4 protein-coding genes are annotated in these 2672 nt (G+C 39.2%); 3 read left to right on the top strand and 1 reads right to left on the bottom strand.

Features of this window, described 5'->3' with window-relative positions:
• Positions 1 to 451: LysR substrate-binding domain-containing protein (locus tag H5202_RS20215; protein WP_259397403.1), on the top strand; the 451-nt coding region annotated here is incomplete at its 5' end.
• A gap of 17 nt (positions 452 to 468) precedes the next feature.
• Here the strand turns inward: H5202_RS20215 and H5202_RS20220 are convergent.
• Positions 469 to 840 carry a diacylglycerol kinase gene (locus H5202_RS20220; RefSeq protein WP_182773644.1) on the bottom strand — a complete coding sequence of 124 codons (372 nt, stop codon included), beginning with the start codon at positions 838 to 840 and terminating at the stop codon, positions 469 to 471.
• Positions 841 to 1243: 403 nt separating this feature from the next.
• Between H5202_RS20220 and H5202_RS20225 the strand changes: the two genes are divergently transcribed.
• Entirely contained in the window at positions 1244 to 2092 is an 849-nt protein-coding gene (locus H5202_RS20225) for a DNA ligase (RefSeq protein ID WP_182773645.1), read from the top strand.
• 167 nt (positions 2093 to 2259) lie between these two features.
• Positions 2260 to 2672, top strand: a 413-nt coding sequence (locus H5202_RS20230; protein ID WP_182773646.1) for a low molecular weight protein-tyrosine-phosphatase, incomplete at its 3' end; no start/stop codon positions are given.

A 2672-nucleotide genomic window follows, 5' to 3' on the forward strand; every position in this document is an offset into this window, starting at 1 on the left:
TATTGAACGAACTTTAGATATTGCGATTACTTTTGATCCTCCAAAGCTTGATGGAGTCATTTTAGTTAAGCTTGCTGAAGTAAAATTGTATTTAGTCTCCAAACAAGCAGGCGTCAAGCTTACTCAGACACTTAGTTTACCTTATATAAAAGTAGATTGGGGTACGGCCTTTAATATCACACACGCTCAAGATTTTACCATGCTACCTTTGCCTGTATTACATACAAGTTCTGCTCGTATGGCATTGGACTTTATACTTAATAATGGTGGATGTGCATTTTTGCCTGAAGCACTCATTCAGCCATATTTAGATAACGGGACCTTATATGTTGTGGATGATGCTAAATGTATCCATCGACATGTGTATGCAGCTTATTGGGCTGAAAATGAAAGACTTGCTTATATTGAACAAGCCATTTCAATTTTGACTACAGATCAGCGCACTGAATAATATTAGTCTGGCTGTTATTAAAACAATAATGGCCAAATAACGATGCCCCAAGTGACCGCACATAATACTAAACTAATAAAAACTGCAGCAGAAGCAATGTCTTTTGCCTGACCACTGAGTGGGTGGATCTCATCACCAACCCTATCAACTACTGCCTCAATAGCCGAGTTCAACAATTCTACAATCAATACAATTAACACGGTCATGATAAGTAAAATACGCTCAGTACTACTGATATTGAGTAGCAGTGCAACGGGAAGCATCAGGCAAGCAAGTACTGTTTCTTGTCTAAATGCAGCTTCGTTTTTCCACGCCGACTTTAGACCTAGCATTGAAAACCCTGTCGCTCGAAACACACGTTTTAGACCATGATTGTTCTCTGGTTTCATTTTTCTCATTATCTTTTTGATGTTAACTCCGTAGATTGTAACATTCCGTTCATATGCTTCCAGCAGTAATTTAGGTCTTATGGTGTGCTGTTGAGGAAAGTAAACCGTTATTGCTGTGATTCTAAATGTCCTCATCATGCACCGATTTATATCAACATAAGCCCTATCAATGGGTGGATAATTCTTCTGTTTGTACTACGCTCACTCAACATTGAGATGATAATTCTAAACAGCAGTGAATAATTTTCGTCATGGAACCTAGGGTTTTAGAGGTGTTAAAGGTATCTCTTGGAGGTCACTCTGTGACCAATAAAGTACACCATTGGATCATTGCAATAATCTTTTGAACTAAAACTAAATCTAAAACACATTAAATGGATTTTATTATGAGCAAGGATTGCATATGAGTAAGCGACTTTATTTTTTAATTTCGGTAATCACTTCACTTTATTGTTTTACAACTAATAGTGAGGTGTTATCGATACCTCCTATTCAGTTAGCAACAAAATATAAACAAGATATAGACGTCACTGAATACTTAATCAGTGAGAAACTCGACGGTGTTCGAGGCTATTGGGATGGCAGTAACATGCTGACTCGCAGTGGCCGAAAAGTGGCATTACCTTCATCGTTTACACTGGGTTTTCCTAATACAGCTATTGACGGTGAACTTTGGTTGGGGCGTAATCGATTCGAAGATATTTCAGCATTGGTTCGACGCAAGCAAGTACCCGATAAAGAGTGGCTGGAAGTGAAGTTTATGATGTTTGATTTGCCACGAAATTCCGGCCCTTTTGTAGAACGCTATTTAGCGATGAAAATGTTGGTAGAACAAACGGCCTCCATACACCTCCAAGTCATTAAGCAAGATTCAGTAGCTTCAAACGAAGAGCTGTTTGCACAGCTTGATTCTGTCGTTGATGCTGGTGGTGAAGGATTGATGTTACATTATCAGCGAGCGCATTATGCCGTCGGGCGCAGTGAGTATATTGTTAAGCTCAAGCCCAAATATGACGCTGAAGCTTTAGTGATTGGCCATACTCTAGGTAAAGGTAAGTATCGAGGCAAAGTAGGTGCGTTAATCGTAAAAACACCTGCTGGAATTGTGTTTAATATAGGCAGTGGTTTAAGTGATAAACAACGAGAAAACCCACCTTTAGTTGGTTCAACAATTACCTATCAATATTTAGGATTAACTCAAAAAGGAACACCAAGATTTGCTACTTTTCTGCGACAAAGGCCATCACAATAACGCTCAAACTTGCTGACATGTTACGTTGCGTATCATTGTATAATTAATGGTAAAACTAAATGTAGAATTAAGTGTAGAACTACAATTGGTAATGATCCTAACCTCGGTTAAGGTACCGGCAACATAATTAAGTGATGTCATAACACTGGAGATAATGGCGGTACTAAATGATCGATGATAAATATCTTTTAAGTGTCCGCTCAGTGTTGTTTGTCTGTATGGGCAATATTTGCCGTTCGCCGACAGCTGAGGCAGTGTTTAGGCAACAAATGAAACGTCACTCACTTCAACTCGACATCGATTCAGCAGGGACGATTGCCTATCATCAAGGACATTCTCCTGACAGTCGCAGTATTATTGCTGGCAACAAGCGCGGACTTGATTTTTCAGGAATGAAAGCTCGGCAGGTTATAGATGCTGACTTTGATCGATTTGATTTGATTTTAGCGGCAGACTTGGCCAATTTAGCTGATTTGAAACAAAGGTGTCCCGTCCATTTACGATATAAATTACAGTTGATGTTAAGCTATGGTGATTCGTTAGTCGAAGAAGTGCCAGATCCATATTATGGTGGTGAAAG

The sequence above is a fragment of the Shewanella sp. SG41-4 genome, from assembly GCF_014164505.1.
Lineage (GTDB): Bacteria > Pseudomonadota > Gammaproteobacteria > Enterobacterales > Shewanellaceae > Shewanella.

What these genes read in the sequence shown, in the direction of transcription:
- H5202_RS20225 (WP_182773645.1), top strand. Translation starts at nt 1,244, where the DNA reads ATGAGTAAGCGACTTTATTTTTTAATTTCGGTAATCACTTCACTTTAT.
- H5202_RS20220 (WP_182773644.1), bottom strand. Translation starts at nt 840, where the DNA reads ATGAAACCAGAGAACAATCATGGTCTAAAACGTGTGTTTCGAGCGACA.